Source organism: Hymenobacter sp. DG01 (assembly GCF_006352025.1).
In the GTDB taxonomy this organism is placed as follows: Bacteria; Bacteroidota; Bacteroidia; order Cytophagales; family Hymenobacteraceae; genus Hymenobacter.
The window spans coordinates 4,362,593-4,388,810 of sequence record NZ_CP040936.1; the positions used below are offsets into that span (position 1 = coordinate 4,362,593).

At 53.8% G+C, this 26,218-nt stretch carries 36 protein-coding genes; all 36 read left to right on the forward strand.

Annotation, left to right across the window (positions count from 1 at the left end; genetic code table 11):
- Window positions 1-88 precede the first annotated feature (88 nt).
- Window positions 89-4,441: a DNA-directed RNA polymerase subunit beta' gene (gene rpoC / locus FGZ14_RS18550; protein WP_139925663.1), complete on the forward strand. Its 4,353-nt coding sequence runs from the start codon at window positions 89-91 to the stop codon at window positions 4,439-4,441.
- A 312-nt stretch (window positions 4,442-4,753) separates the two neighbouring features.
- The gene (locus tag FGZ14_RS18555; protein ID WP_139925664.1) at window positions 4,754-5,101 is read left to right on the forward strand and encodes a DUF3467 domain-containing protein; all 348 of its coding nucleotides are present in this window, start codon (window positions 4,754-4,756) and stop codon (window positions 5,099-5,101) included.
- A gap of 117 nt (window positions 5,102-5,218) precedes the next feature.
- Window positions 5,219-6,103: a putative nucleotide-diphospho-sugar transferase gene (locus tag FGZ14_RS18560; RefSeq protein WP_180754412.1), complete on the forward strand. Its 885-nt coding sequence runs from the start codon at window positions 5,219-5,221 to the stop codon at window positions 6,101-6,103.
- A gap of 187 nt (window positions 6,104-6,290) precedes the next feature.
- Window positions 6,291-6,719: a 30S ribosomal protein S12 gene (rpsL, locus tag FGZ14_RS18565; protein WP_110976704.1), complete on the forward strand. Its 429-nt coding sequence runs from the start codon at window positions 6,291-6,293 to the stop codon at window positions 6,717-6,719.
- Between the two features lie 86 nt (window positions 6,720-6,805).
- Entirely contained in the window at window positions 6,806-7,273 is a 468-nt protein-coding gene (gene rpsG / locus FGZ14_RS18570; protein WP_110976705.1) for a 30S ribosomal protein S7, read from the forward strand.
- 106 nt (window positions 7,274-7,379) lie between these two features.
- Entirely contained in the window at window positions 7,380-9,521 is a 2,142-nt protein-coding gene (gene fusA / locus FGZ14_RS18575; RefSeq protein WP_139925666.1) for an elongation factor G, read from the forward strand.
- A gap of 21 nt (window positions 9,522-9,542) precedes the next feature.
- On the forward strand, window positions 9,543-9,848 hold the full coding sequence (gene rpsJ, locus FGZ14_RS18580; RefSeq protein WP_022822123.1) for a 30S ribosomal protein S10: 306 nt from the start codon (window positions 9,543-9,545) through the stop codon (window positions 9,846-9,848).
- Between the two features lie 407 nt (window positions 9,849-10,255).
- Window positions 10,256-11,299: an O-antigen ligase gene (locus FGZ14_RS18585; protein ID WP_180754413.1), complete on the forward strand. Its 1,044-nt coding sequence runs from the start codon at window positions 10,256-10,258 to the stop codon at window positions 11,297-11,299.
- 300 nt (window positions 11,300-11,599) lie between these two features.
- The gene (gene rplC, locus FGZ14_RS18590) at window positions 11,600-12,220 is read left to right on the forward strand and encodes a 50S ribosomal protein L3 (RefSeq protein WP_139925668.1); all 621 of its coding nucleotides are present in this window, start codon (window positions 11,600-11,602) and stop codon (window positions 12,218-12,220) included.
- 9 nt (window positions 12,221-12,229) lie between these two features.
- Window positions 12,230-12,868 carry a 50S ribosomal protein L4 gene (rplD, locus tag FGZ14_RS18595; protein WP_139925669.1) on the forward strand — a complete coding sequence of 213 codons (639 nt, stop codon included), beginning with the start codon at window positions 12,230-12,232 and terminating at the stop codon, window positions 12,866-12,868.
- Window positions 12,868-13,155 carry a 50S ribosomal protein L23 gene (rplW, locus tag FGZ14_RS18600; RefSeq protein ID WP_139925670.1) on the forward strand — a complete coding sequence of 96 codons (288 nt, stop codon included), beginning with the start codon at window positions 12,868-12,870 and terminating at the stop codon, window positions 13,153-13,155. Before rplD ends, rplW begins: the two co-directional genes overlap by 1 nt.
- A 39-nt stretch (window positions 13,156-13,194) precedes the next feature.
- Window positions 13,195-14,022, forward strand: coding sequence for a 50S ribosomal protein L2 (rplB, locus tag FGZ14_RS18605; protein ID WP_139925671.1), 828 nt, complete (start codon window positions 13,195-13,197; stop codon window positions 14,020-14,022).
- Window positions 14,023-14,025: 3 nt separating this feature from the next.
- Window positions 14,026-14,304, forward strand: a complete 279-nt coding sequence (gene rpsS / locus FGZ14_RS18610; RefSeq protein WP_110976712.1) for a 30S ribosomal protein S19 — start codon at window positions 14,026-14,028, stop codon at window positions 14,302-14,304.
- 1 nt (window position 14,305) lies between these two features.
- Window positions 14,306-14,788 carry a 50S ribosomal protein L22 gene (gene rplV / locus FGZ14_RS18615; RefSeq protein WP_139925672.1) on the forward strand — a complete coding sequence of 161 codons (483 nt, stop codon included), beginning with the start codon at window positions 14,306-14,308 and terminating at the stop codon, window positions 14,786-14,788.
- Between the two features lie 5 nt (window positions 14,789-14,793).
- On the forward strand, window positions 14,794-15,666 hold the full coding sequence (gene rpsC / locus FGZ14_RS18620; RefSeq protein ID WP_139925673.1) for a 30S ribosomal protein S3: 873 nt from the start codon (window positions 14,794-14,796) through the stop codon (window positions 15,664-15,666).
- 39 nt (window positions 15,667-15,705) lie between these two features.
- A complete protein-coding gene (rplP, locus tag FGZ14_RS18625) occupies window positions 15,706-16,128 on the forward strand; it encodes a 50S ribosomal protein L16 (protein ID WP_045688456.1) in 423 nt (140 codons plus the stop codon).
- A 5-nt stretch (window positions 16,129-16,133) separates the two neighbouring features.
- Window positions 16,134-16,346 carry a 50S ribosomal protein L29 gene (gene rpmC, locus FGZ14_RS18630; protein ID WP_110976715.1) on the forward strand — a complete coding sequence of 71 codons (213 nt, stop codon included), beginning with the start codon at window positions 16,134-16,136 and terminating at the stop codon, window positions 16,344-16,346.
- A gap of 2 nt (window positions 16,347-16,348) precedes the next feature.
- On the forward strand, window positions 16,349-16,639 hold the full coding sequence (gene rpsQ, locus FGZ14_RS18635; RefSeq protein WP_088844269.1) for a 30S ribosomal protein S17: 291 nt from the start codon (window positions 16,349-16,351) through the stop codon (window positions 16,637-16,639).
- A 1-nt stretch (window position 16,640) separates the two neighbouring features.
- A complete protein-coding gene (gene rplN / locus FGZ14_RS18640) occupies window positions 16,641-17,009 on the forward strand; it encodes a 50S ribosomal protein L14 (RefSeq protein WP_139515912.1) in 369 nt (122 codons plus the stop codon).
- Between the two features lie 3 nt (window positions 17,010-17,012).
- Window positions 17,013-17,276, forward strand: coding sequence for a 50S ribosomal protein L24 (gene rplX / locus FGZ14_RS18645; RefSeq protein ID WP_139925674.1), 264 nt, complete (start codon window positions 17,013-17,015; stop codon window positions 17,274-17,276).
- Between the two features lie 14 nt (window positions 17,277-17,290).
- On the forward strand, window positions 17,291-17,851 hold the full coding sequence (rplE, locus tag FGZ14_RS18650; RefSeq protein ID WP_139925675.1) for a 50S ribosomal protein L5: 561 nt from the start codon (window positions 17,291-17,293) through the stop codon (window positions 17,849-17,851).
- Window positions 17,844-18,113, forward strand: coding sequence for a 30S ribosomal protein S14 (gene rpsN / locus FGZ14_RS18655; protein ID WP_110976720.1), 270 nt, complete (start codon window positions 17,844-17,846; stop codon window positions 18,111-18,113). Before rplE ends, rpsN begins: the two co-directional genes overlap by 8 nt.
- Before the next feature lie 197 nt (window positions 18,114-18,310).
- Window positions 18,311-18,709 (forward strand): 30S ribosomal protein S8, encoded by a 399-nt coding sequence (gene rpsH / locus FGZ14_RS18660; protein ID WP_045688463.1) that lies wholly within the window; start codon window positions 18,311-18,313, stop codon window positions 18,707-18,709.
- Window positions 18,710-18,729: 20 nt separating this feature from the next.
- Window positions 18,730-19,284, forward strand: a complete 555-nt coding sequence (gene rplF, locus FGZ14_RS18665) for a 50S ribosomal protein L6 (protein ID WP_110976722.1) — start codon at window positions 18,730-18,732, stop codon at window positions 19,282-19,284.
- Window positions 19,285-19,293: 9 nt separating this feature from the next.
- Window positions 19,294-19,644, forward strand: a complete 351-nt coding sequence (rplR, locus tag FGZ14_RS18670) for a 50S ribosomal protein L18 (protein ID WP_139925676.1) — start codon at window positions 19,294-19,296, stop codon at window positions 19,642-19,644.
- A gap of 6 nt (window positions 19,645-19,650) precedes the next feature.
- Window positions 19,651-20,256: a 30S ribosomal protein S5 gene (rpsE, locus tag FGZ14_RS18675; RefSeq protein WP_257883278.1), complete on the forward strand. Its 606-nt coding sequence runs from the start codon at window positions 19,651-19,653 to the stop codon at window positions 20,254-20,256.
- 6 nt (window positions 20,257-20,262) lie between these two features.
- Window positions 20,263-20,442, forward strand: a complete 180-nt coding sequence (rpmD, locus tag FGZ14_RS18680) for a 50S ribosomal protein L30 (RefSeq protein ID WP_139925677.1) — start codon at window positions 20,263-20,265, stop codon at window positions 20,440-20,442.
- 13 nt (window positions 20,443-20,455) lie between these two features.
- Window positions 20,456-20,899 carry a 50S ribosomal protein L15 gene (gene rplO / locus FGZ14_RS18685; RefSeq protein ID WP_139925678.1) on the forward strand — a complete coding sequence of 148 codons (444 nt, stop codon included), beginning with the start codon at window positions 20,456-20,458 and terminating at the stop codon, window positions 20,897-20,899.
- A 12-nt stretch (window positions 20,900-20,911) separates the two neighbouring features.
- The gene (gene secY, locus FGZ14_RS18690; protein ID WP_139925679.1) at window positions 20,912-22,228 is read left to right on the forward strand and encodes a preprotein translocase subunit SecY; all 1,317 of its coding nucleotides are present in this window, start codon (window positions 20,912-20,914) and stop codon (window positions 22,226-22,228) included.
- A 1-nt stretch (window position 22,229) separates the two neighbouring features.
- Window positions 22,230-23,000, forward strand: coding sequence for a type I methionyl aminopeptidase (gene map, locus FGZ14_RS18695; RefSeq protein WP_139925680.1), 771 nt, complete (start codon window positions 22,230-22,232; stop codon window positions 22,998-23,000).
- Between the two features lie 4 nt (window positions 23,001-23,004).
- Window positions 23,005-23,223 (forward strand): translation initiation factor IF-1, encoded by a 219-nt coding sequence (infA, locus tag FGZ14_RS18700; protein WP_022822146.1) that lies wholly within the window; start codon window positions 23,005-23,007, stop codon window positions 23,221-23,223.
- A gap of 9 nt (window positions 23,224-23,232) precedes the next feature.
- Window positions 23,233-23,349 carry a 50S ribosomal protein L36 gene (gene rpmJ, locus FGZ14_RS18705; RefSeq protein ID WP_045688470.1) on the forward strand — a complete coding sequence of 39 codons (117 nt, stop codon included), beginning with the start codon at window positions 23,233-23,235 and terminating at the stop codon, window positions 23,347-23,349.
- Between the two features lie 26 nt (window positions 23,350-23,375).
- Window positions 23,376-23,753, forward strand: a complete 378-nt coding sequence (rpsM, locus tag FGZ14_RS18710; protein WP_045688471.1) for a 30S ribosomal protein S13 — start codon at window positions 23,376-23,378, stop codon at window positions 23,751-23,753.
- Between the two features lie 79 nt (window positions 23,754-23,832).
- Window positions 23,833-24,225 (forward strand): 30S ribosomal protein S11, encoded by a 393-nt coding sequence (gene rpsK / locus FGZ14_RS18715; protein WP_110977283.1) that lies wholly within the window; start codon window positions 23,833-23,835, stop codon window positions 24,223-24,225.
- 128 nt (window positions 24,226-24,353) lie between these two features.
- Window positions 24,354-24,959 (forward strand): 30S ribosomal protein S4, encoded by a 606-nt coding sequence (rpsD, locus tag FGZ14_RS18720; protein WP_110976728.1) that lies wholly within the window; start codon window positions 24,354-24,356, stop codon window positions 24,957-24,959.
- A 142-nt stretch (window positions 24,960-25,101) separates the two neighbouring features.
- Window positions 25,102-26,091 (forward strand): DNA-directed RNA polymerase subunit alpha, encoded by a 990-nt coding sequence (locus FGZ14_RS18725; RefSeq protein ID WP_139925681.1) that lies wholly within the window; start codon window positions 25,102-25,104, stop codon window positions 26,089-26,091.
- Window positions 26,092-26,218 lie beyond the last annotated feature (127 nt).

Sequence of the window (26,218 nt, forward strand, 5' to 3'; positions counted from 1 at the left end):
TCGAACTGTTATGTTCTTTCCGACTACTCTTAAGAATAGCGGAACCAACGAACAGATAAAAGCCACCAGCTAACAACAGCTACCCTACATGGCGTTTGCAAAAAACAAGAAACTGGTACAGGACTTCTCGAAAGTTACCATTTCGCTGGCCTCGCCCGAATCCATTCTGGAGCGGTCGAACGGTGAAGTTGTAAAGCCCGAGACGATCAACTACCGGACGTACAAGCCCGAGATGGGCGGCCTGTTTTGCGAGCGGATTTTCGGTCCGGTGAAGGACTGGGAATGCCACTGCGGCAAATACAAGCGGATTCGCTACAAAGGCATCATTTGCGACCGTTGCGGCGTGGAGGTGACCGAGAAGAAAGTACGTCGGGAGCGGATGGGCCACATCGAACTGGTGGTGCCCGTTGCGCACATCTGGTACTTTAAGTCCCTGCCCAATAAAATCGGCTACCTGCTGGGCCTGCCCACCAAGAAGCTTGATCAGATTATCTATTACGAGCGGTATGTAGTAGTACAGCCGGGCGTATTGGCCGAAGAAGGTGTGCAGCAGCTCGACTTCCTCACCGAAGACGAATACCTCGACATCATCGACAAGCTCCCCCGCGAGAACCAGATGCTGCCGAACGAGGACCCCAATAAGTTCATCGCCCGCATGGGTGCCGATGCCCTGCAGCTGTTGCTGGAGCGCATCAACCTCGACGAGCTGTCATACTCGCTGCGTGACTCTGCTGCGCACGAAACTTCGCAGCAGCGTAAGGCGGAAGCTCTGAAGCGTCTGCGCGTGGTGGAAGCTTTCCGCGACGCTGCTACTCGCATCGAGAACAAGCCTGAGTGGATGGTAATCCGCATGGTGCCGGTTATTCCCCCGGAACTGCGTCCCCTCGTTCCATTGGATGGTGGCCGTTTCGCTACTTCCGACTTGAACGACTTGTACCGTCGCGTAATCATCCGCAATAACCGCCTCAAGCGCCTGATTGAAATCAAGGCTCCCGAGGTGATTCTGCGGAACGAAAAGCGTATGCTGCAGGAAGCCGTTGACTCGCTCTTCGACAACTCGCGGAAAGTAAACGCCGTGCGTGCCGAAGGTAACCGCGCCCTGAAGTCGCTGTCCGATATGCTGAAAGGTAAGCAGGGCCGCTTCCGTCAGAACCTGCTTGGTAAGCGTGTGGACTACTCCGGCCGTTCGGTTATCGTGGTAGGCCCTGAGTTGAAGCTACACGAGTGCGGTCTGCCCAAGAACATGGCCGCCGAGCTGTTCAAGCCGTTCATCATCCGCAAGCTCATTGAGCGCGGCATCGTGAAAACGGTGAAGTCGGCCAAGAAAATCGTTGACCGCAAGGACGCCGTGGTATGGGACATTCTGGAGAACGTGCTGAAAGGCCACCCAGTGCTCCTGAACCGTGCTCCTACCCTGCACCGTTTGGGTATCCAGGCGTTCCAGCCTCGCCTCATCGAGGGTAAAGCTATTCAGCTGCACCCATTGGTGTGTACGGCTTTCAACGCTGACTTTGACGGTGACCAGATGGCTGTGCACGTTCCGCTCGGACCGGCCGCTATTCTGGAAGCCTCTATGCTGATGCTGGCCTCGCACAACATCCTGAACCCCGCTAACGGCGCGCCCATTGCGGTACCGTCGCAGGACATGGTTCTGGGTCTATATTACGTGACCAAAGGCAAGCGCAGCACCGACGACGAGAAGATCCAGGGCGAAGGCCGCATGTTCTACTCCGATGAAGAGGTAGTAATTGCCATCAACGAAGGTCAGCTGTCGAAGCACGCCTATATTAAGGTGCGCACGAAAGTTCGGGACGAGGAAGATAACCTCGTAACGAAGATCATCGAAACCGTAGCCGGCCGCGTACTCTTCAACCAGCTCGTGCCTGAGGAAGTAGGTTTCGTAGATGAGCTGCTGACCAAGAAAAAGCTCCAGCAAATCATTTCGCTGGTGTTCAAGCGCACGGGTATGGCTCGTACCGCGCAGTTCCTCGACGACATCAAGACGCTGGGTTTCCAGTCGGCTTACAAAGGTGGCCTGTCGATGGGTCTGGGCGACATCAACATCCCCGCCGAGAAAGACGCCCTTATTGCCCAAGCTCAGGCCGACGTAGCTGCCGTAACGCAGAACTACCAGATGGGTCTGATTACGGACAACGAGCGTTACAACCAGGTTATCGACATCTGGACCCGCATCAACAACCAAATCACTGAAACCCTCATGGGTCGCCTCGAAAAGGAGAACCAGGGCTTCAACTCGATTTACATGATGATGCACTCCGGTGCCCGTGGTTCGCGTGAGCAGATTCGTCAGCTCGGCGGTATGCGGGGTCTGATGGCTAAGCCACAGAAGTCGCTACAGGGTTCGGTAGGCGAGATTATTGAAAACCCGATTCTGTCTAACTTCAAAGAAGGTCTGGACGTAATCGAGTACTTCATCTCAACTCACGGTGCCCGTAAGGGTCTGGCCGATACCGCTCTGAAGACGGCTGACGCCGGCTACCTGACCCGTCGTCTGGTGGACGTGTCACAGGACGTAATCGTAAACGAAACTGACTGCGGTACGCTGCGCGGTATCGAAACCTTCGCCCTGAAAGACAACGAGGATATCGTGGAGCCGCTGGCCGAGCGTATCCTGGGCCGCGTGGCGGTACACGACATCGTGGACCCGCTGACCGACGAGGTTATCCTGCCGGCTGGTACGGAAATCACCGAGGACATTACTCGCCGCATTGATGCTACCAGCATCGAATCGGTAGAAATCCGCTCGGTGCTGACCTGCGAATCGAAGCGTGGTATCTGCGCCAAGTGCTACGGCCGCAACCTGTCGTCGGGCCGCATGGTACAGAAAGGTGAGGCTGTCGGCGTAATTGCTGCTCAGTCTATCGGTGAGCCCGGTACTCAGCTGACCCTGCGTACCTTCCACGTAGGTGGTACGGCTTCGAACATTGCTGTAGAAGCTAGCCTGCGGGCCAAGTTCAACGGTGTAATTGAGTTCGAAGACATCCGCACTGTAGACACCGCCAACGCCGATGGCGAGCCGGTGAAAGTAGTAATGGGTCGCTCGGGCGAGATTCGCATCGTGGAGAAAGGCACTGGTAAGGTGTACATCACCCACCACGTACCGTACGGCTCGTTCCTGCTGGTTGACGAAGGCCAGGAGGTAGAGAAAGGCCAAGAGCTGAACAACTGGGACCCCTACAACGCCGTTATTCTGGCCGAGTTCGATGGTACCGTTCAGTACGACGCCATCACCGAAGGCATCACCTACCGCGAAGAATCGGACGAACAGACCGGTCACCGTGAGAAGGTGATTATCGAATCGAAGGCGAAGGATCAGAACCCGGCCATCATTGTTCGCCCTGGCAAGAAGGGTGACATGGAAGGCTCGAAGGGCTATTCCATCCCCGTAGGTTCGCACTTGAACGTAGAGAACGGCGAGAAAATCAAGGCTGGTCAGATTCTGGCCAAGATTCCGCGTGCTGTGGGCAAAACCCGCGACATTACCGGTGGTCTGCCCCGCGTTACCGAGCTGTTCGAAGCACGTAACCCCTCGAACCCGGCCGTTGTGGCTGAAATTGATGGGGTAGTAACCTACGGTACGGTGAAGCGTGGTAACCGTGAAATCTTCGTGGAGTCGAAAGACGGCGTGAAGAAGAAGTACATGGTGCCGCTGTCCAAGCACATTCTGGTGCAGGACAACGACTTCATCCGGGCCGGTGCTCCGCTTTCCGACGGTGCCATCACCCCGACTGACATCCTGAACATTCAGGGTCCGGGCGCGGTGCAGGAATACCTCGTGAACGAGATTCAGGAAGTATACCGCTTGCAGGGTGTGAAAATCAACGATAAGCACATCGAGGTGGTCGTTCGCCAGATGATGCAGAAGGTGGTTATCCTCGATGCTGGCGACACGACCTTCCTGGAACACCAAGTGGTGGACAAGATTTCCTTTATGGAGGAAAACGATACCATCATCGACATGAAGGTGGTTACCGAAGCCGGTGACTCCAGCAACCTGAAGCCTGGCCAGATTGTAACGGCCCGCCGTCTGCGCGACGAAAACTCGTCGCTCAAGCGTCGTGACCTTGCCCTGGTACAGGTGCGTGACGCACAGCCGGCCGTATCGCGGCCCACACTGCAGGGTATCACGCAGGCGTCGCTGGGTACGCAGTCGTTCATCTCGGCCGCTTCCTTCCAGGAAACGACCAAGGTGCTGTCGGAAGCCGCCATCCGTGGCAAGGCCGACGAACTGCTGGGCCTGAAGGAGAACGTAATCGTAGGTCACCTCATCCCGGCTGGTACCGGTCTGCGCGAGTACACGCGTCAGATTGTGGGCTCGAAGGAAGAGCTGGAAGCCGCCCAAGCTGCCAAGACCGACGATACGCCCGCTCCCGCCAAGCGTGGCGCCCGTGCCTCGCGCCGCGAGTCGGTATCGGAGTAATCTGAACCGGAATACATAAGAGAAGCCGGCTGGGGAAACCCGGCCGGCTTTTTCTTTACATAAAGGGTAGTAGTTTCAAGCTATGACACGATATGTATTGCTAATTGTATGCGCAATCTGGCTACTCGCGTATCAGATAATAATGGGTGTATTCAGGTTTGCTAACATCTACAATAGCTCAACTCCCTTAGATAGCTTTGTTTTGATCGATTATGTTAGCAATCTGATAACTGTTATCGTATGTCTTTTTACCATTTCCGTCGCCAAGCAAAAGCGTCGTCAACTAAAAGCTGACCGCAAACAACAAGCAATATGAACCAACCAACCCAACCCGAAACTGACGCTACCCAACCCCAGGACCCCAACGCCATCAGCATCGAGCTGTCGGAGGAAATTGCCGAGGGCGAGTACGCTAACCTCGCCATGATTGCGCATAGCAACAGCGAGTTTGTCATTGATTTCATCCGGCTGATGCCCGGCCTGCCCAAAGCCAAGGTAAAGTCGCGCATCATCCTCACGCCTGAGCACGCTAAACGGCTGGTAGCTGCCCTGAACGAGAACATTGAGCGGTTTGAGAAAACTAACGGCGCTATCAAGGAGCAGCCCAACGAAGGCCCGCTGTACCCCATGGGATTCGGGGGTAAGGTAGGGGAGGCGTAAACCAGGAAAAGTTATACGCAGGTAAGGGCTTTTATCGAGAAGATAGAAGCCCTTTCTTCTTTATGTCTTATTCGTGTACTTCGTGAAGGCTGAGGTATGGTCCGTTATCTTTGCCAGATGAATTACCTGATCTACCTGGCGTACGGCTCAGAAGCCATCCGGTGCGAAGCATACTTCAGCATCCTGTCGTATTACGAGCAGGTAGCTAGCCTAGCACCGGATATGCATATCCTGGTGTACACCGATGCCCCGGACGCTTTTCAGCAGGTGCTGGGCAACCGGCCCGATGTGCACTACCCCCCCGTGAGCCAGGAACAGTGGCAGGCCTGGCGGGGCGGGGCCAACAAGGTATATCTGCTCAAAATTGGCGTTCTGCAACACGCCGCGTCTCACTACCCTGGTAACCTGCTGTTTCTGGATACGGACACCATCTGGCGGCGCGACCCGGCGCCGCTGTTCGTTTCCATTGCGGCCGGGCATTTCTACATGCACCAGAACGAGGGCCAACTCATCAGCGGGAATACCTTGAGCCGCAAGGTGTATCGCCACCTCAAAACACACCAATGGGAAGTGGCAGGCCGCGTGTTTCGCGTAACACCGGAAACAGACCTGTACAACTCCGGCGTCATTGCCCTGCGAAGCGACAAAGCTTACCTGCTACCGGAAGTTATGGCACTTGCCGAGCAGCTGTACGCTACCTATAACAAGCACATGATGGAGCAATTGGCCTTCAGCCTGCGCTTTGCCGCCGAAGGCCCCATCGCCGACGTACCCGACTACTTATGGCATTACTGGAACCTGAAGGAAGTGCGGCCAACTCTGGTTCGTGTCCTCGCCGCAGCAGGTAACCAAAGCTCTACAAATCTGCTGGCCCGGTTGCACCAACTGGCGCTACCTAAGCTGCATGAGGAGGAACTAGCCTACCGGAATCTGCCGGGCTGGCGCCGGACGTTGCGCAAGATCACGGGGCGCCGTTGGCGCTTACCCCCACTGGAAGGTTAAGCTTAGAGAAAGTGGTAGGAGAGAGGCCGCAGCCATAAGGAGTAAGCAGGGCCGTGACCGGGGCAGAAGACTCGCCGGGCCCTCCTAAAATTAACTCTTTCAACCCGTTTGCTATTTGATCTGAACTTCTCTACCTTTGCAAGCCTAATTTTTGGGAGAGAACCCTCCTTGACAAAACCTACCGTAGATGCCTACTATCAACCAGTTAGTACGAAAAGGCCGCGAGAAACTGACGACCAAGTCGAAGTCGCCGGCTCTTGATTCGTGCCCGCAGCGCCGTGGCGTTTGCACCCGTGTGTACACCACCACGCCTAAGAAGCCGAACTCGGCTATGCGTAAAGTTGCCCGCGTGCGCCTCACCAACGGCAAAGAAGTTAACGCCTACATCCCCGGTGAAGGCCACAACCTGCAGGAGCACAGCATCGTGCTGATCCGTGGTGGCCGTGTGAAAGACCTTCCCGGTGTACGTTACCACATCATCCGTGGCGCTCTTGACACCGCCGGCGTAAACGGCCGTCTGCAGCGTCGTTCCAAGTACGGCGCTAAGCGTCCGAAGCCCGGCCAGGCTCCCGCAGCTGGCAAAGGTGGCAAACCCGCACCCGGCAAGAAAAAGTAATTGAAAACGAGGGCGGCAGCGCCCGGCGCCGGCTAGCAAATGGTTCTTAGTCCGTTGCCTGCTGTCCGTCGCTCATTTCTACTCCCATGAGAAAGTCAAAACCGAAAAAGCGCATCCTCCTGCCTGACCCCAAGTTCAAGGAGACGCTGGTAACCCGCTTCGTCAACTACATGATGTACGACGGGAAGAAAAACCTGGCCTACACCATTTTCTACGATGCCTGCGAGTTGGTTGAGCAGCGCACCAAGGAAAGCGGCCTGGAAATGTGGCGCAAAGCCCTTAACAACGTAATGCCGACTGTGGAGGTGAAGAGCCGCCGCGTAGGTGGTGCTACCTTCCAGGTGCCCACCGAGGTTCGTCCGGACCGTCGTATTGCCGTTGGCTCGAAGTGGCTGATCCAATACGCTCGTCGTCGTGGTGAGAAAACCATGAAGGACAAGCTGGCTGGCGAAATCATTGCCGCCGCCAAAGGTGAAGGTGCTGCCGTGAAGAAAAAGGACGACACGCACCGGATGGCAGAAGCCAACAAGGCTTTCTCGCACTTCCGCTTCTAATCAGACCGAGCAGGGGCTTTAGAAGTTGTAGGCTCCGGGAATGAGAAAAGAGATTTTCGCGTTCTACGAGCTCAACTACTGAAGTCCCTACGTCACAAAAAAAGCAATGGCTGTTAATAAAGATCTGCAATACCTCCGGAACATCGGGATTATGGCGCACATCGACGCCGGTAAGACCACCACGTCGGAGCGCATTCTCTACTACACCGGTAAAACCCACAAAATCGGGGAGGTGCACGAAGGTGCTGCCACGATGGACTGGATGGAGCAGGAGCAGGAGCGTGGTATCACCATCACGTCGGCCGCTACTACTACCTTCTGGAACTACCCGACCGTACAGGGCGACCCGACTCCGGAGACCAAACAATACAAAATCAACCTGATCGACACTCCCGGTCACGTGGACTTCACCGTGGAGGTGGAACGTTCGCTGCGTGTTCTGGACGGTGCCGTAGCTCTGTTCTGTGCCGTTTCGGGCGTAGAGCCGCAGTCGGAAACCGTTTGGCGTCAGGCTGACAAATACAAAGTACCGCGCATCTGCTTCGTGAACAAGATGGACCGCGCTGGTGCTGACTTCTTCAAGGCCGTATCGGAAATTAAGGAGAAGCTGGGTGCTAACCCTGTGCCTCTGCAAATCCCGATTGGCGCTGAGGATACCTTCAAAGGCGTAGTTGACCTGCTGACTGGAAAAGCCATCGTATGGGACGACGCTACCCAGGGCAAAACCTACAAGGAAGTGGAAGTTCCCGAAGACCTCGTGGACACCGTTGCCGAGTGGCGTGAGAAGCTCGTGGAAAGCGTAGCCGAGTATGATGACACCTTGATGGAGAAATTCTTCGAGGATCCGGACAGCATCACCCGCGAGGAAATGATGACGGTAATCCGCAAAGCGGTTATTGACATGAAGTTCTCGCCGGTAATGTGCGGCTCAGCCTTCAAAAACAAGGGTGTTCAGGCTATGCTGGACGCTGTTATGGCCTACCTGCCTTCGCCGCTGGACATGCCCGCCATCATCGGTACCAACCCCGACACTGGTGAGGAAATCGAGCGTCACCCCGACAACGACGAGCCCTTCACAGCTCTGGCGTTTAAGATTGCTACCGACCCCTTCGTAGGTCGTCTGTGCTTCTTCCGTTGCTACAGCGGTCAGTTGGATGCTGGTTCGTACGTGTTCAACAACCGTACGGGCAAGAAAGAGCGTATCTCGCGCCTGATGCAGATGCACTCCAACAAGCAGAACCCCATTGACAAAATCCAGGCTGGTGACATTGCTGCGGGCGTTGGTTTCAAAGACATCAAAACTGGTGATACGCTGACCGACGAGAAGTCGCGCGTAGTACTGGAGTCGATGTCGTTCCCTGAGCCCGTTATCGGTTACGCTATTGAGCCGAAAACTCAGGCTGACGTGGATAAGATGGGTATGGCTATTGCCAAACTCGTAGAAGAAGACCCCACCCTCGTGGTACAGACCGACCAGGAAACTGGTCAGACCGTACTGCGTGGTATGGGTGAACTTCACCTTGAAATCATCATCGACCGTATGCGTCGTGAGTTCAAGGTTGAAATCAACCAGGGTGCTCCTCAGGTAGCCTATAAGGAAGTTCTCACCAAGAAGGTGGAACACCGCGAAACCTATAAGAAGCAGACCGGTGGTCGTGGTAAATTCGGTGATATCGTGTTCGAACTGGGCCCGAAAGAAACCGACCCCGAGAAGCCTGGCCTGGAGTTCGTGAACGATATCACGGGTGGTGTAATCCCCCGCGAATTCATTGCTCCGGTACAGAAAGGTTTCGAAGAAGCTATGAAGAACGGCCCGCTGGCTGGCTTCCCGCTGGACAACATGAAAGTGCGTCTGTTCTTCGGTTCTTACCACGATGTGGACTCGGACGCTCTGTCGTTCGAACTCGCTGCTCGTGGTGGCTTCCGCGAAGCTGCCAAGCAAGCTGGTCCGAAACTGCTCGAGCCCATCATGGCCGTTGAAGTAGTAACGCCGGATGAGTACACGGGTTCGGTAACCGGTGACTTGAACCGTCGTCGGGGCATCATGAAAGGCATGGACACCAAAGGCGGTGCTAACGTGGTAAAAGCTGATGTTCCGCTGTCGGAGCTGTTCGGCTACGTAACCTCGCTGCGTACCATCACTTCGGGTCGTGCTTCGGCCTCGCTGACCTTCTCGCACTACGACCAGGTTCCCACGAACTTGGCTGAAGGCATCATCGCTAAGCAAAAGGGTAACGCCATCCGCTAATACCGCTTCCTCATTACAGACATGAACCAGAAAATTCGCATCAAACTGAAATCCTACGACCACAACCTGGTGGACAAATCGTCGGAGAAGATTGTGAAGGCGGTAAAGGCTACGGGCGCTATCGTAAGCGGCCCCATTCCGCTGCCGACCGATAAGGAGAAGTTCACCGTACTCCGTTCGCCCCACGTGAACAAGAAGTCGCGGGAGCAATTCCAGCTCTGCACCTACAAGCGCCTCGTGGATATCTACTCGACTTCGTCGAAGACGGTAGATGCCCTGATGAAGCTGGAACTGCCCAGCGGCGTTGACGTAGAAATCAAAGTCTGAGGACTGGTTTCGGCGTCTGAATAAGACCAACACCCCACTGGTTCTACGGAGCCGGTGGGGTGTTTTCTTTTATTGGTTGCAACTTGTGCCTAAGGTAAGAACTCCACTGTAGGTGGGGCTTACTCATAGGTTTAGACAGGTGCAGTTTAGCTGCTCCCTCATTTTGTTGCATGATTTCTTCTCTGGGCTCAATATTCACACTTCACCGGCTACAGATAGCTGCTGCCTTTTTCTGCGTTTGCGTTATTCTGGGGTTGTTCACGAGCTCTTTCTTCCGGATTCTGCCCAGTATTGGAATGGCCGGGCTACTGGCAACCGGCATTGCAAGTTTCAGCTTGCACAGAAAGGCTTACCTCCGACCAAATGGCGTAGTCTATGGAGCTTTCTTTTTGGTATATCTTATCCATTTGGCATCAGGACTGGTAAGCTCAGATGCAAACTGGGGCGAGTTTCAGCAGGATATAGTGCTGCAGCTACCATTTCTGATTTTGCCACTAGCCTTCTGGCTGCTACCGCCCCTGCCTGCCCCAACTCTCCGGGGACTGTGGCTCTCCCTTGTCGGAGCCGCCGTAGTAGCAGCCTTGCTCAGTACAGTCAACTACATCCTGCACTTCGAGCAAATCAATGAGTTGTATCTGCACTCCAAGGTGATGCCCACTGAGCCGGATCATATTCGCTTTAGCCTGATTATTACTCTCGCTATTGCTGCCGGCGGGGTGTTATTGTGGCACCAGAGCGTAACAGGGATTGGCAAGAAGCTACTCGCGGGAGCAGTGCTTTTTCTGGCGCTTTACCTACACCTGCTGGCCGTGCGCAGTGGTCTGCTGACGTTCTACTTTCTGGGAGGGGTAGGGTGCTTATGGCTTATTGTGCGCCGGCGGCACTACTACCAGGCCCTACGACTGGCAGCCGGGCTATTGCTGCTGCCGGTGTTGAGCTACGTGTGTTTTCCAACATTCCGGAACAAGTCAGCAAATACTCGCGAGGATGTCGGTCGTGTAGAGCATACTGCTTCTGCCAATAATTATTCGTTGGTAGGACGAGTGTATTCTTACAAAGTGGCTTTGAAGGTTATTGAGGATAATCTATGGTTCGGGGTAGGCAAGGCAGATATTAAAGCAGAAATGGCTGTGCATTACCGCCGCGACTACCCCACTATTCAGCCCGAAGCCTATATCCAGCCTCACAATCAATACCTGTATTCCACGGTGGCGTTTGGCGTGGTTGGGCTGCTGTTGTTTATCATCGGCTTTTACTACCCAGGGCTGAGCATGTGGCCCCGGCATGCTCCTTTGCTGCTGGCCCAGTACATTATTACTACCCTGTCGTTTCTGGTTGAGTACACGCTGGAAACCCAGATAGGGCTGGCTTTTGCCCTGTTTTTCCTGCTGCTGGCACTAGAGGGATGCAAAGCCCCCACAAGCCCAGAGCAAGAGTGGCGCCCAGCCTAGTATCCGTGCGCTAGGTTCATTCCTTACACTGGATTGGATTTTCCCGCAACAGCCTCGAGCCCTCCAGCTCTTTATAGGCAAAGAAGAGCGCATTGCAGGAAGCATAATCGTGCTATACATTCAGAAAGCAAGCCCCTGAGTGTCAGAGCAACCTGCTTTAAAAGGGGATACCTGAGTGAGTCTAGAAATATTTCGAAACTCAATTAGATAATCAGGTAACAATTCCCTAGCTTTGCACTCCATTTCCGAAAACGCCACTTGGGCGTTTTCAAGTGTGTCTTTTTCTAAAACCCCAATCGAATGCCTGGCATCATCGGTAAAAAAATCGGTATGACAAGCCTCTTCACTCCGGACGGGAAGAACATCCCTGTTACGCTCATTGAAGCGGGTCCGTGCGTAGTGACGCAGGTTAAGACCATCGAAACGGACGGCTATACGGCCATCCAGCTCGGCTACGGCGAAAAGAAGGCGAAGAATACCACCAAAGCACTGGCTGGTCACTTCGCTAAAGCCGGAACCACTCCCAAGAAAAAACTCGTTGAGTTCCGCACTGACGAGGCCAGCTCCTTCACGGCTGGTTCCACTATCGATGCTACCTTGTTTGAAGAAGGTGAGTTCGTTGATGTGGTAGGCACCTCAAAAGGCAAAGGTTTCCAGGGCGTTGTAAAGCGCTACAACTTTGCTGGTGTAGGTGGTCAAACGCACGGCCAGCACAACCGCGGCCGTCACCCCGGTTCTATCGGTGCCTGCTCTTGGCCCTCTCGCGTGTTCAAAGGCATGCGCATGGGTGGCCGTATGGGCAACGACCGGGTGAAAGTGCAGAACCTGAAGGTGATGCGCATTGTAGCCGACAAAAACCTCATCGTGGTGAGCGGCTCGGTTCCCGGTGCCAAGAACTCTTTCGTGGTCCTGGAAAAATAAGCTAGCAAGATGGAACTGTCAGTAATTAACATCAAAGGCGAGGACACCGGCCGTAAGGTTACCCTGTCCGACGCCATCTTCGGCCTCGAGCCGAATGAGCACGTGATGTACCTCGACGTGAAGCAGTACTTGGCTAACCAGCGCCAAGGCACGCACAAGTCGAAGCAGCGTAACGAAGTACACGGCACTACTAAAAAGCTGAAAAAGCAAAAAGGTACTGGTGGCGCCCGTGCTGGCTCCATGAAGTCAGGTGTATTCGTAGGTGGCGGCCGTATTTTCGGTCCCCAGCCCCGTGACTATGGCTTCAAGCTGAACAAGAAAACCAAGCGTCTGGCCCGCCTGTCGGCTCTTTCTAGCCTGGCTAAAGACGGCAAGGTAGCCGTAGTGGAAAACATCACGCTGTCGGCTCCTAAAACCAAGGAGTTTGCTGCCATCCTAGCTGATCTGAAGCTGAACAATGGCCGCAAGACCCTGCTGGTAACTGGCTCGGTTGACAAGAATGTGGTGCTGTCGGCCCGCAACATTCAGCGAGTGAGCGTGGCTACCCCCGTAGCCCTGAACACCCACGACCTGCTGAACACCGACACCCTGTTGCTGTCGGAAGATGGGTTGAGCGCACTGGAACAACTCTATACCACTGCTGAGTAATGAGCATCCTGAAGAAACCCATCGTAACTGAAAAGGCTACGGGTCTGAACGAGAAAAGCCAGTACGCTTTCGAAGTGGCTATCGACGCCAACAAGGTTCAGATCAAAAAAGAGATTGAGCAACTGTACGGAGTGACGGTAACGGGCATCAGCACCATCCGCACCATCGGCAAGGTGAAATCGAAATTCACGAAAGGCGGTGCCGTTTCTGGCCGTCGCCCTCATGGCAAAAAAGCCATCGTGACCGTGAAAGAAGGCGACGTTATCGACTTCTACAGCGGCCTGTAAGCCTGCTTCCCGCCAAGATTTTTTTCCTAAGCAAGAGTAATGGCACTCAAAAAACTAAGACCAACATCACCGGGTCAGCGCTTCCGCATCGCCCCGGCCTTCGACGAGATTACCGCGTCGACGCCGGAGAAGTCGCTGTTGGCACCCCTCAAAAACTCCGGTGGCCGTAACAATTCGGGCAAAATGTCCAACCGCTACATCGGCGGTGGTCACAAAGCCAAATACCGTATCATCGACTTCAAGCGTGACAAGGCCACGGTGCCCGCTACGGTGAAGACGATTGAGTACGACCCCAACCGCACCGCCCGTATTGCCCTGCTGCAGTACGCCGATGGTGAGAAACGCTACATCATTGCTCCCGCCGGCTTGGCCGTGGGTGCTACCGTTGTATCGGGTTCGGGCGTAGCTCCGGAAGTAGGCAATGCCCTGCCCCTGCGCGAAATTCCGCTGGGTACCATCGTACACAACATCGAGCTGATGCCCGGTGGTGGTGCTGCTATGGCCCGCTCGGCTGGTACTTACGCCCAGTTGGTAGCCCGCGAAGACAAGTACGCCACCCTGAAACTGCCTTCCGGCGAAATGCGCATGGTACTGGTTACCTGCATGGCTACGGTAGGCACCGTTTCTAATGGCGACCACATGAACGTACGTCTCGGCAAGGCTGGTCGTAACCGGTGGTTGGGTCGTCGTCCGCGCGTACGTGGTGTGGCTATGAACCCTGTCGATCACCCCATGGGTGGTGGTGAAGGTAAGTCGTCGGGTGGTCACCCGCGCAGCCGTAACGGTATCTTCTCGAAAGGCCAGAAGACCCGTAACAAGAACAAGTATTCCGAGAACCTGATCGTAAGCCGGAAAGGCAAGAAATAAGCAATGGCACGTTCACTAAAAAAAGGGCCGTACATTGACTTCCGGCTCGAGAAGAAAGTATCGGCAATGGACGAATCCGGCAAAAAATCGGTGGTGAAGACCTGGTCGCGCCGCTCGATGATTTCGCCTGATTTCGTTGGCCACACCTTCGCCGTGCACAACGGCAATAAGTTCATCCCGGTGTATGTAACGGAGAACATGGTAGGACACAAACTCGGCGAGTTTGCCCCGACCCGTAACTTCCGTGGCCACATCGCCAAGAAAGATAAAGGCAAGCGCTAAGATGGAAGCAGTAGCTAAACTCCGTAACGTGCCCACCTCGCCGCGCAAAATGCGCTTGGTGGCCAACCTGGTGCGCGGTCAGAAAGTAACCCGTGCCCTCGGCCTGCTGAAATTCGAGGCTAACTCAGGTGCTGCCCGTGTTGAAAAGCTGCTCCTGTCGGCCCTGGCTAACTGGCAGCAGAAAAATGAGGACGAGCGTATCGAAGATGCCAACCTCTATATCAAAGAGATTTTCGTGGACGAAGGCCGCCAGCTGAAGCGTCTGCGCCCCGCCCCCCAGGGTCGTGGCCACCGTATTCGCAAGCGTAGCAACCACGTAACGCTGGTTATTGACAGTAAAGTAGAGCCCCTCGGCAGCAAAGCTGCTGCTAAACAGGCTGCTGAAACTAAACCAGCTGCTACGGTTGTTGACGAGGCTCCCAAGAAAATTCGTCGCAGCTCGGCTAAGAAATCCAACGAAACCACGGCAGAAGCCACCGCATAAGCACTATGGGACAGAAAGTAAATCCGGTTGGCTTCCGTCTGGGCGTCATCAAAGGATGGGACTCGAACTGGTACGGCGGCAAGGACTTTGCCGACAAACTGGTTGAGGACGAAAAAATCCGCAAATACATCAACGCTCGTATCCCGAAAGGTGGCATCAGCCGCATCGTAATCGAGCGTACGCTGAAGCGCGTTACCATTACTATCAACACGGCTCGTCCGGGTGTTGTAATCGGTAAAGGTGGTGCTGAAGTTGACAAGATCAAGGACGAGCTGAAGCAGATTACTGGCAAAGACGTTCAGATCAACATCTTCGAGATTAAGCGTCCGGAACTCGACGCTAAGCTGGTAGGTGAGAGCATTGCTCAGCAGCTCCAGGCTCGTATCTCGTTCCGTCGCGCTATGAAAATGGCGATTCAGGCTGCGCTGCGTGTTGGTGCCGAAGGCATTAAGATCCAATGCGGTGGCCGTCTGGGCGGTGCTGAAATTGCTCGCTCGGAGCAATATAAAGAAGGCCGTACTCCACTACACACCCTGCGTGCTGATATCGATTATGCTCTGTCGGAAGCTCAGACGGTGTATGGCAAAATTGGCATCAAAGTGTGGGTTATGCGTGGTGAGGTGTTCGGTAAGCCCGACCTCTCCCCGAACCAACAGCCTGCCGGTAGCCAAGGCGGCGAAAGCCGTGGCAACGACCGTGGCCCGCGCGGCGAGCGTGGTGACCGGGGTGGTGACCGTGGCCCACGTCGTGACCGGAATGACCGAGGCGGCGAAGGCCGTGGCGGTGACAACCGGGGCGGCCAAGGTGGTGGACAGCGTCGCGGTGGCGGCCCTGGCCAAAACCGTGGCGGTCAGGGCGGTGGTGCTCCCCGTCGCTAGCCTTTTTCTTTTCTCTCGAATTTCAATTCAAGATAACTCATGTTACAACCGAAAAGGACCAAGTATCGCAAGATGCAAAAGGGTCGCGTGCATGGCTTAGCCCACCGCGGCAGCTCCATTGACTTCGGTTCGTTCGCTATCAAGTCGCTGGAACAAGCATGGATTACGGCTCGCCAGATTGAGGCTGCTCGTATTGCCATGACCCGCGCCATGAAACGCGAAGGTCAAGTATGGATCCGCATTTTCCCGGATAAGCCTATCACTAAGAAGCCCGCTGAGGTTCGTATGGGTAAGGGTAAAGGTTCGCCCGAGTATTGGGTGGCCGTAGTGAAGCCCGGCACTATCCTGTTCGAATCCGACGGTGTTTCGCTGGAAGTGGCGCAGGAGTCGCTGCGTCTGGCTGCTCAGAAGCTGCCGGTACGTACCTCGTTTGTTGTTCGTCGCGACTATCAAGAAGCTTAAGCAAGATGAAGAACACCGAAATCCGCGCCCTCTCCCTGGAGGACCTCAAAAATCAAATCAAGACGGAGCAGACTAATGGCCAGACCCTGCGCTTTGCGCATGCCATCTCGCCCTTGGAAAACCCGATCCGTTTGAAGCAAGCCCGCAAAAATGTCGCCCGTCTGCTGACCGAGTTGAAGCGTCGCGAGAACGAGCAGGCAACTAACTCTGCTAACTAACGATGGCAAGCAACGAAGAACAGCAGGCAACCACCGCTACTGAGCGGAACCTGCGCAAAGAAATCATCGGGCGTGTTTCCTCTTCCAAGATGGACAAATCCATCACGGTAGTAGTGGAAAGCAAAATGAAGCACCCCATCTACGGCAAGTTCGTTACCAAGTCGACCAAATTCATGGCTCACGACGAGAACAACGAATGTGGCGAAGGGGATACGGTCCGCATCATGTCGACTCGCCCCCTGAGCAAGAACAAACGCTGGAGACTGGTAGAAATCGTAGAACGCGCCAAGTAAGATGATACAGCAAGAATCCCGTCTGACCGTCGCTGATAATAGCGGCGCCAAAGAAGTTCTCTGCATTCGTGTCCTCGGTGGCACGGGCAAGAAATACGCCAGTGTAGGCGACAAGATTGTAGTAGCAATCAAGTCGGCTCTGCCCTCCGGTAACGCCAAGAAAGGTGCCGTATCGAAAGCCGTAGTAGTTCGGACGAAAAAGGAAATCCGTCGTAAAGACGGTTCCTATATCCGTTTCGACGATAACGCAGCGGTACTGCTCAACAATAACGACGAGCCCCGCGGTACTCGCATCTTCGGCCCCGTGGCCCGCGAACTGCGCGAAAAGCAGTTCATGAAGATTGTTTCGCTGGCTCCTGAAGTTCTCTAAGCAATGGCAACGAAAACGAAAGCAACGCCCGCGAAACTGCACGTAAAAACCGGCGACACCGTTCTGGTGATTTCCGGTGACGAGAAAGGCAAAACCGGTGTAATTAAATCGGTGAACCGTTCTACGCAGCGTGTTATCGTGGAAGGCCTAAACCTGGCGACCAAGCACAACAAACCCAGTGCGAAGAACCCCCAGGGCGGCATCACCAAGATCGAGGCACCGATTCACGTGAGCAACGTGAAGCGCGTTGAATCGACCAACGCCTAAACCGCTCTACGACCATGGCTCGACTAAAAGATAAATATCAAAAAGAAGTAGTACCCGCGCTCCAGGAGAAATTCCAGTTCAAGAGCATCATGCAGGTACCGCGCATAACCAAGATCTGCATCAACCGCGGCATTGGATCAGCAGTAGCTGACAAGAAGCTGGTGGACAATGGTGTTGACGAGCTGACGACCATTACTGGTCAGAAAGCCGTTGCTACTATTGCTAAACGGTCGGTATCGAACTTTAAGCTGCGTGAAGGCATGCCTATCGGGGCCCGCGTTACTCTGCGCGGCAACCAGATGTACGAATTCCTTGACCGTCTGCTGACCGTGGCTCTGCCCCGAGTTCGTGACTTCAAAGGCATTAACGATAAAGGCTTCGATGGCCGCGGTAACTACACCCTGGGCATTAAGGAGCAAATTATCTTCCCGGAAATTTCGATTGACAAAATCAAGTCGATTGCCGGTATGGATATTACCTTCGTAACGACGGCTGAGAATGATGAGCAGAGCTACGAGCTGCTGCGCGCCTTCGGAATGCCGTTCGCTAACGCCAAGAAACAGAACAATGGCTAAGGAATCAATGAAAGCACGGGAGCGGAAGCGTATTGCTACCGTAGCCCGTTACGCTGAGAAGCGCAAGGCTCTGAAAGAGGCTGGCGACTACGAAGCTCTGGACAAGCTGCCCCGCAATGCTTCACCTGTGCGTCTGCACAACCGTGATAAGATTGACGGTCGTCCTCGTGGTTACATGCGTAAGTTTGGCATTAGCCGCGTACGCTTCCGTGAGATGGCTCTCGCCGGCAAAATTCCTGGCGTAACCAAATCCAGCTGGTAGTACTACTATTTTTGCCTAACCAGATTTTTCTGTAAGGCATTGTTACTTGGCAGGTTGCCGAAAGAAACCATCAGCCGAGCCCTTCAAAGGCCGAGTTGAGTAGTCTTAACCGAAAATTTCGTCGCCTCTTTCCGTGGCGGCGAAATTTTCATATCTTTGCGGCTCCCTAAAAATGGGTGCTTCATTTTCATAATCAAATGAACACAGATCCGATTGCCGACTACCTCACCCGGGTGCGCAATGCCATTAAGGCTAACCACCGGGTAGTAGAAATCCCGGCCAGCAACATCAAAAAGGAGATTACGAAAGTGCTCTACAAAAAGGGCTACATTCAGAGCTACCGATTTGATGACGCCGCTGTACAGGGCACGATCAAAATCGCGCTGAAGTACAACCCGGCTACCAAGAAACCCGCCATTACGAAACTGGAGCGCATCAGCACCCCGGGTCTGCGTCAGTATGCTCACGTGGAAAATCTGCCGCGCGTACTGAGCGGTTTGGGTATTGCAATCCTGTCGACGTCGAAAGGCGTAATGACCGAGAAAGAGGCGAAAGCCGAGAACGTGGGCGGCGAAGTGCTGTGCTACGTCTACTAATCTGAAAGGAAAACGAGACTATGTCACGCATTGGTAAACTGCCCATCAGCCTGCCCACTAACGTGCAGGTTGAAGTGAGCAACGAAAACACGGTTACCGTGAAGGGCCCTAAGGGTACCCTGACCGTTCCGGTTGACCGCGACATTACCGTAGCTACCGAAGACGGCCAGCTGGTAGTGACCCGTCCTACCGAGCAGAAGCGTCATAAAGCTATGCACGGCCTCTATCGTTCATTGCTGAATAACGCCGTTAATGGTGTTAGCAACGGGCTGGAAGAAAAGCTGGAGCTAGTAGGTGTAGGTTACAAGGCCTCTATGTCGGGTACTACGCTGGAACTGTCGCTGGGTTACTCGCACAACATCTTCCTGGCTCTGCCGAAGGAGGTGACGGCTACGGCTGTAACGGAAAAGGGTAAGAACCCCATCGTTACGCTGACCAGCATTGATAAGCAACTGCTGGGCCAGGTAGCCGCTAAGATTCGCTCGTTGCGCAAGGTTGAGCCCTACAAAGGCAAAGGCGTGCGCTTCGTGGGTGAGCAGATTCGTCGTAAGGCTGGTAAAACAGCTTCGAAATAACATCACACCATGGCTTTCGATAAAGCAACTAGAAGAAAACGGATCCAGCGCATCATCCGCACCAAGGTCGCTGGCACGTCCGAGCGTCCGCGTCTGTCGGTCTTTCGTAGCAACACGGGCATTTACGCCCAGATTATTGATGACACGAATGGTCACACGCTGGCGTCTGCTTCCTCGAAGCACGTTTCGGTGGAAGGGGGTAACGGAGTAGCCCTCGCTGCCGCAGTCGGCAAAGAAATTGCCGCCCGTGCTCAGGCAAAAGGAATTTCGAAAGTGGTATTTGACCGTTCCGGTTACCTCTACCACGGCCGCGTAAAATCATTGGCAGAAGGAGCCCGCGAAGGCGGCCTCAATTTCTAAATCATCATGGCAGAATTTAACACCGGCAACCGTGGTGGTGGCAATGACCGTGGCGGCAACGACCGTCGGGGTGGTGGCAATGACCGTCGCGGCAATGACCGTAACAACGAGCAGCAGTCCCGTACTGGCGACTCTGATCTGAAAGAAAAAGTGGTTGCCATCAACCGCGTAGCTAAAGTAGTGAAGGGCGGTCGTCGCTTCAGCTTCTCGGCTATTGTGGTAGTAGGTGACGGTAACGGCACGGTAGGCTACGGCCTCGGTAAAGCCAACGAAGTAACCGACGCCATTGCCAAAGGCATTGACGATGCGAAGAAAAACCTGGTGAAGGTGCCGCTGTACAAGCATACGGTTCCTCACGTTATGGAAGGTAAGTACTCGGGCGGTTTCGTATTGGTTCAGCCGGCTGCTGCTGGTACGGGTGTAATTGCGGGCGGTGCTATGCGTGCCGTATTCGAAAGCGCTGGTATCAAAGACGTACTGGCTAAGTCGAAAGGCTCGTCGAACCCTCATAACGTAGTAAAAGCTACTTTCGACGCACTGCTGAAGATGCGTGACCCGATGCAAATCGCGCAGGCTCGCGGCATTACTCTCTCCCAAGTATTTAACGGCTAAGAGCAGATGGCGCAGATCCAAATCAAACTCGTTAAGAGCGTTATCGACCGCCCCGAGCGGCAGAAGCGCACTGTGCAGGCCTTGGGCCTCGGCAAAATCGGTAGCACCAAGGCGGTAGAAAATACGCCCCAGGTAGCTGGCATGATTAACGCCGTAAAGCACTTGTTGGAAGTAACCGAACTCTAGGAATCTCCCGAAAATGAATCTCAGCAATCTCCAACCTGCCGCTGGCTCTACGCGCAACGAAAAGCGCATTGGTCGTGGTACAGGTTCCGGCCGTGGCGGCACGTCAACGCGCGGTCATAAAGGTGCCAAGTCCCGTTCGGGTTACTCCAAGAAGTCGGGCTTTGAAGGCGGTCAGATGCCTCTGCAGCGCCGGGTACCGAAATTCGGTTTCAAGAACATCAACCGTGTTGAATACAAAGCCGTCAACCTTGATGTGCTGGCTGCTCTCACGGAAAATGGCACCACTACCTTGGATGCCACGTTCTTTGTAACTGCTGGCTTGGCTTCTAAAAACGCCAAAATTAAAGTTCTGGGTCGTGGTGAAATCACCAAGGCACTTGAAGTACATGCCCATGCTTTCTCTAAGTCAGCTGTTGAAGCTATCGAGAAAGCTGGTGGCAAAGCTGTGACGCTGTAAGCCTGACTGGCAATGAACAAGTTCATCACCACGATTAAGAACATTTTTGCGATTGAAGATCTGCGTATGCGGATCTTCAATACGCTTTTTTTCATTGCCATCTACCGGCTGGGTTCTTACGTGGTGCTCCCCGGCGTCGATCCGACTCGGCTAACCCAAGGAGGCGCTACCGGAGTATTAGGTATCCTAGATACCTTACTCGGGGGCGCCTTCAGCCATGCCTCGATTTTCGCGCTAGGCATCATGCCTTATATCTCGGCCTCCATCGTGTTGCAACTCCTCACGATTGCGGTTCCTTACTTCCAGAAATTACAGAAGGAAGGCGAATCGGGACGTAAGAAGATCAACCAGTACACGCGCGTACTCACGATTCCAATTGTAGCATTACAGTCAGTTGGCTTTATTGCTACAATTAATGCGGATGCCATTATTAATCCGGGCGTCTTTTTTACCATCTCTACCGCCATGATTGTAACGGCTGGCACGCTGTTCTGCATGTGGCTGGGAGAGAAAATTACCGATAAGGGTATTGGCAACGGTATTTCTATGATCATTATGATCGGGATTGTATCGCGTCTGCCTGGTGCCCTAATCGGGGAAGCTACGGCCCGTACTATGCGAGGCTCGCTGATCTTCCTGATTGAGCTGGTAGTACTGTTCCTAGTGGTTATGGCGGTTATCATCCTGACCCAGGCTGTGCGTCAGATTCCGGTGCAGTATGCCAAACAAATAGGCGGGGCTGCCAGCCTCAGCTCACAGCGCCAGTATATCCCGATGAAAGTGAATGCAGCCGGCGTTATGCCGATTATATTCGCTCAGTCGTTGATGTTTGTCCCTGCTATTGCTGCATCAGCTTGGAATAAGAATAGCGATACTGCAACTCTTATTGGAACCTGGTTTCAACCAGACCATCTGGTGTACAATGTGGTATTCGGCTTACTCATCATCATCTTTACTTACTTCTACACGGCTATCAGTGTTAATCCCAATCAAATTGCGGATGATCTGAAGCGCAGTGGTGGTTTCATCCCGGGCGTAAAGCCAGGGCGCGATACCTCGGAGTATATTGATGAGGTGCTTACCCGCATTACCTTGCCTGGTGCAGTAGCCTTGGCCGTCATTGCCATTCTGCCTTCTCTGGCAACAGTGGCTGGCGTAACCCGTCCGTTCGCTCAGTTCTATGGCGGTACCTCGCTCATCATTATGGTAGGGGTGGTACTGGATACCATGAACCAAGTGAAAAGCTACCTGCTCATGCGTCATTATGATGGCATGATGAAAACGGGCAAGGTGCGTGGCCGCTCGCAGAATATTGCTCTCGCCTCGTAAGATGATTTTTTACAAGACCGAAGAGGAAATAGCACTCATGCGGGCCAGCGCCAAAGTGCTAGCCCAAGCCCACGGAGAAGTGGCCAGCATGATTCGGGAAGGAGTTACCACGCGCGCATTAGATCAGCGGGCTGAGGAGTTCATTCGCGACCATGGTGGACAACCTTCATTCAAAGGTTACAATGGCTTTGAGTACAGCCTCTGTATCTCACCTAACTCAGTTGTAGTACACGGTTTTCCGGGAGGCTATACATTGAAGAGTGGAGATGTTGTCTCAATCGACTGCGGAGTCCTACTCAACGGTTATCATGCTGACAGTGCTTATACTTACCCAGTAGGGGAAGTTGCTCCAGAAGTCGCCAAATTGCTGGAGGAAACCAAAAAGTCATTGTATCTCGGTATCGAGCAAGCAGTAGCAGGTAACCGAATGGGTGATGTTAGCTATGCCATCCAAAACCATGTTGAGAAACAAGGCTACGGAGTGGTTCGCGAATTGGTAGGCCATGGTATTGGTAAAAAGCTACACGAGCGGCCTGAAGTACCTAACTACGGAAAGCGTGGTGCGGGTCTGAAGCTGCAAACCGGGCTAGTGCTTGCCATCGAGCCTATGGTGAACCTTGGTAAGAAGGATGTAATCCAAGAGAAGGATGGTTGGACCATCCGGACCAAGGATTTGAAACCTTCTGCACACTTTGAGCACACCGTAGTTGTTCGCAAAGACAAGGCGGAAATACTTACCTCCTTCGAATACATAGAAAAAGCCTTACAGTAGCCTTATGGCCAAACAAACTTCCATTGAGCAGGACGGTGTCATCCTGGAAGCCTTATCCAACGCCATGTTCCGTGTGGAGCTGGAAAACGGTCACCAGTTGATTGCCCACATTTCGGGCAAGATGCGGATGCACTACATCAAGATCCTGCCGGGAGATAAGGTAAAACTCGAAATGTCGCCCTACGATTTGTCGAAGGGACGAATTGTGTACCGTTACAAATAACCCGACGACATGAAAGTCAAAGCGTCAGTAAAAAAGCGTAGCGTTGATTGCAAAATCATTCGCCGCAAGGGCAAGCTCTACGTGATTAACAAAAAGAACCCGCGCTATAAGCAGCGTCAGGGCTAGTAGCACCAGACTTTTTAAGAAAGCACATGGCTCGTATTGCAGGGGTAGATATCCCAGACAACAAGCGCGGTGAAATCGCGCTGACCTACATCTTCGGCATTGGCCGTCCTTCTGCTCAGCAGATCCTTACCAAAGCAGGCGTTGACCTGAACAAAAAGGTTAAGGATTGGACTGAAGCCGAAGCCGGCGAGATCCGCGGCGTGATTGCCGCCGAGTATAAGACCGAAGGTGTGCTGCGCTCAGAAGTGCAGTTGAACATCAAGCGCCTGATGGACATCGGTTGCTACCGGGGTCTGCGTCACCGCAAAGGTCTGCCGGTTCGTGGTCAGCGCACCAAGAACAACTCGCGTACCCGTAAGGGCAAGCGCAAGACCGTTGCTGGCAAGAAAAAGGCTACTAAATAATCTGTAGCGGGAATCGAAGCCTAGCTTCTCGTGTTAGAGGCGGGCTTCAACACCTTCCGCAGTTTTTTGCGATAACCAAATGGCACAAAAAAGAAAAGACAAAGCCAAAAAGCGCGTTGTCGTTGTAGAACCTGTAGGTCAAGTACACATCAAGGCCTCGTTCAACAACATCATCATTTCCATCACCAACAACAATGGCCAAGTAATCTCCTGGGCTTCTGCTGGTAAGATGGGCTTCCGGGGTTCTAAGAAGAACACCCCCTACGCAGCTCAGATGGCTGCTACGGACTGCGGCAAAGTAGCCCACGACCTGGGTCTGCGTAAAGCTGAGGTGTTCGTGAAGGGTCCGGGCGCTGGCCGTGAGTCGGCTATCCGTACGCTGGGTAACGTGGGTATTGAGGTAACGACCATTAAGGACGTGACGCCGCTGCCCCACAATGGCTGCCGTCCTCCCAAACGTCGTCGCGTTTGATTTAGTGAACAGGCCTGCACTGCAGGTCACCGGTGTCGGATTCCGGTTGCGCCTTTTCACCCCTGCAAGGTGCGCCTCGGGAGTCCGACACGCGCGGTTCAACCCCCTCAAAACTCAACAAACCTGAAATGGCACGTTATACTGGTCCTAAAACCAAGATTGCCCGTCGCTTCAATGAGCCGATTTTCGGCCCGAGCAAGGCACTCACCAAAAAAGCATATCCTCCGGGCCAGCACGGCCGCGGTCGTCGTAAGAAGCAGAGCGAGTACGCTGTCCAGCTGATGGAAAAGCAGAAAGTGAAGTACATGTACGGCGTACTGGAGAAGCAGTTCGAAAACTTGTTCCACAAAGCCGCTACTCTGCCCGGTATCACCGGCGACAACCTGCTGGCTTTGCTGGAGTCGCGTCTTGATAACACGGTTTACCGTTTGGGTATCGCCCCTACCCGTCGTGCTGCTCGTCAACTGGTGCTGCACAAGCACATCACGGTAAACGGAGAGGTAGTAAATATTGCCTCTTACCGTCTGCGTGCTGGTGACGTAGTTGCCGTACGTGAAAAATCAAAGTCGCTGGAGGCTATTACGACCAGCCTGAGCGCCCGCAACGCCCGCGCTTTCTCGTGGCTGGAGTGGGATGGCAAGGAACTGGTGGGCAAGTTCATCAGCGCCCCCTCGCGTGACCTGATTCCGGAGAAAATCACGGAGCAGCTCATCGTCGAGTTGTACTCGAAGTAATTCTTGGAACGGCCCGGCAGTCCGGGCCGTTTCTCTGCTTCGGCTTTTAATGGATTCAAGTATTGGGTATTAGGTATTAGGACTGTTTTAGCTGTCTTACTACCTGATACCTTTTACTCAATACTAATAAACCGCCCCACTTATGTCAATCTTAGCTTTTCAAATGCCGGAGAAGGTGGTAATGGAGAAATCCGACGACTTCTACGGAACGTTTGAATTCAAACCGCTGGAGAAAGGCTACGGCGTCACGATCGGCAACGCTTTGCGCCGTATCCTGCTGTCGTCGCTGGAGGGCTATGCCATCACGTCGGTGCGCACCAACAGCGTTCTGCACGAGTTCATGACGATTGAAGGGGTGATTGAGGATATGTCCGAAATCATCCTGAACCTGAAACAGGTTCGCTTCAAGAAAGTGAGCGACGCCATCGAGGATAAAATCACGGTGCGCGTAAAAGGGCAGGATACCTTCTCGGCCGGCGATATCAATAAGTTTACGACTGGCTTCCAGGTGCTGAACCCGGAGCTGGTAATCTGCAATGTGGACCCGGCTACCGAACTGGAGTTTGAGTTCACGATTCAGAAAGGCCGTGGCTACGTTCCCGCCGAAGAGAACAAGCCCGCTGATCAGGTATTTGGTCAGATTGCCATTGATGCCATCTTCACGCCGATCAAAAACGTGAAGTACAGCATCGAAAATACCCGTGTGGAGCAGAAGACGGACTATGAGAAACTCGTTATCGAGATTCACACGGACGGCTCGATTCATCCGGAAGACGCACTGAAAGGGGCTGCCAACATCCTGATCCAGCACTTCATGCTGTTCTCCGACAGCACCATGACCTTCGAAACGGCCAAGGCTGAGGAAGAGGAAACGGTTGATGAAGAAACGCTGCACATGCGCAAAGTGCTGAAGACGCCCCTGGCGGACATGGACCTGAGTGTACGTGCTTACAACTGCCTCAAGGCTGCCGACATTAAGACGCTCGGTGACCTGGTGCAGCTTGACATGGCCGACATGATGAAGTTCCGCAACTTCGGCAAGAAGTCGCTGACCGAGTTGGAGAACCTGGTAGAGGAAAAAGGCCTGACTTTCGGCATGGACCTGAGCCGCTACAAGCTCGACGAAGAATAGTAAATTCGATGAGACTGGGCTGAATGTGAATGGTGTGTTGTGCACATATTCACTTCAGCCCATTTTTCATAGCAAGGTATTGTGTACCTTTGCACTCCGTTTTCACACTTTATTAACTCAGTAGGCC